Source organism: Embleya sp. NPDC056575, assembly GCF_042793325.1.
Classification (GTDB): Bacteria; Actinomycetota; Actinomycetes; order Streptomycetales; family Streptomycetaceae; genus Embleya.
Genome location: NZ_JBHTVA010000163.1, coordinates 1 through 2,168, shown reverse-complemented (window position 1 = coordinate 2,168; position 2,168 = coordinate 1). Strand labels below are relative to the sequence as shown.

The 2,168-nt window shown below is 40.0% G+C and carries 2 protein-coding genes; one reads left to right on the top strand and one right to left on the bottom strand.

Going from position 1 to position 2,168, the window contains the following annotated elements:
- A partial coding sequence (locus tag ACFRCG_RS48405) for a GMP reductase (protein WP_380043045.1) occupies nt 1–615 on the top strand: 615 nt, incomplete at its 5' end.
- A 47-nt stretch (nt 616–662) separates the two neighbouring features.
- Here ACFRCG_RS48405 and ACFRCG_RS48400 read toward each other — a convergent pair.
- Nucleotides 663–1,910, bottom strand: coding sequence for an IS256-like element ISBsu2 family transposase (locus tag ACFRCG_RS48400; RefSeq protein WP_031600262.1), 1,248 nt, complete (start codon nt 1,908–1,910; stop codon nt 663–665).
- Nucleotides 1,911–2,168 lie beyond the last annotated feature (258 nt).

Below are 2,168 nucleotides of genomic sequence, written 5' to 3'. Positions count from 1 at the left end.
CACTCAAATGCTGTCATTGAAATGATCCAGCACCTTAAAAAACATTTGCCGGACAGCTTTGTTATTGCTGGCAACGTCGGAACGCCAGAAGCGGTCAGAGAGCTTGAAAATGCGGGAGCGGATGCCACTAAAGTCGGCATCGGACCGGGAAAAGTATGTATTACGAAAATCAAAACCGGCTTCGGCACAGGCGGCTGGCAATTAGCAGCGCTGCGCTGGTGTGCCAAGGCTGCCAGCAAACCGATTATCGCGGATGGAGGCATCCGCACCCATGGCGACATCGCAAAATCAATCCGATTCGGCGCAACGATGGTCATGATCGGTTCACTATTTGCCGGACACGAAGAATCGCCAGGCCAAACGATCGAAAAAGACGGAAAGCTTTACAAGGAGTACTTCGGCTCAGCCTCTGAATTCCAAAAAGGCGAAAAGAAAAATGTCGAAGGCAAAAAAATGCACGTGGCGCATAAAGGCTCAATCAAGGATACACTGATTGAAATGGAGCAGGATCTTCAATCTTCTATTTCTTATGCAGGAGGAACAAAGCTTGACGCCATCCGCAATGTGGATTATGTGATTGTGAAGAATTCCATTTTTAATGGGGATAAATATTAATCATAAAAAAACGCCAAGTCAGGGGCTTGTCAAGAAAAGTGTGTAAGTTATTCTAGATATTTCTTCACACGTTCCTTTAGGTGGTCATGAACTAATAGTTGATTCATGACCATAGCCCATTGCTGGATGCGTCCACCATCCCATTTCTTTTCTAATTCTTTTGTTCGTAAAAACAATATTTTTAATAGGGCATTCTCATGGGGGAATGCTCCTTTTTTCGTGACTTTTCGAAAGCTAGAGTGGATACTTTCAACGGCATTTGTAGTGTACATGATTTTACGAATATTACCACCATAATCGAAAAGTTGTTCCACATGAGAAAAGTTTCGTTTCCATACGTCTACAGCTCCAGGGTACGTAGACCACTGCTTTTCAAAAGATTCAAATGCACTGTGACAAGCCTTAAGGCTTGGAGCTCCATACACTTTCTTTAAGGCAGCAGTAAAAGGCTTGTAGTCTTTACTTGGTATATACTTAATCGAATTTCGAATTAAATGAACAATACATCTCTGTACGGTCACATCAGGAAAAATCGCACGTGCTCCTTCTTCCAGACCACTAACGCCATCCATTGAGAGAAAGAAGATATCTTCTACACCACGAGATTTGATTTCATCAAAAATTTGCATCCATTTATGTTTACTTTCCGTTTCATTCAACCACAAACCTAGAATGTCCTTTTTACCTTCTATGGTATATCCTAGTATTGTGTAAACGGCATACTTCTTCGTTTCATAGTCATTACGAATGGTTGTGTAAAGACAATCGACAAACACAAAAGGGTAACAGTTACTTAAGGGACGATTTTGCCACTCTTCTAAATTAGGAAGTACAGTATCCGTAATGTCGGATACCATTTCATGAGATACAGAAAAGCCATAGATGTCTTCTATCGTGGAAGAAATGTCTCGTTGTGACATTCCTCTGGCATACATCGAAATGACCTTATCCTCTATAGAGGATACATCTCTTTTACGCTTTGGAATCAACTGCGGTTCAAATGAACCATCACGATCACGGGGGACTGCAATTTCAACTTCTCCTGCCGTTGTTTTCACGATCTTTTTGCCATATCCATTTCTTCTATTTCTTGTTTCTTTTTCTCCCTTGTCATTGGATTCATAGCCCAAATGGTGATTCATTTCACCTTTTAGCATTGACTCAAACATGGGACCAAATATGTCTTTTAATGCTTCTTGCATATCTTCTACTGATTTAGGCTGATACTGTTCGATAATCTTGTTAGCTAATTCTACGGAGTTCGGATCTCTTTTCAATTTCCCCACTGAAACCACTCCTTTAGCTTTATACTTATTATTCTATCAAATAAAAAACTGTGTGAGTAAGGAACCGTACGCATTCCTTACTTACACAGTTAATATTACACTCCCAAAGTTCACCCAGCTCAACGTTAATCCTATTCAATATTTTATGAAAAGCTTCTCTCGTTAGTTCGCTTGTCTTTAATTTCTCTTCAAATCCGTCCTCAATTAAATTAAGGAGATATCTATCTTGTTCATCTACTGATTCAGACATCTTTTTTATATATTCAT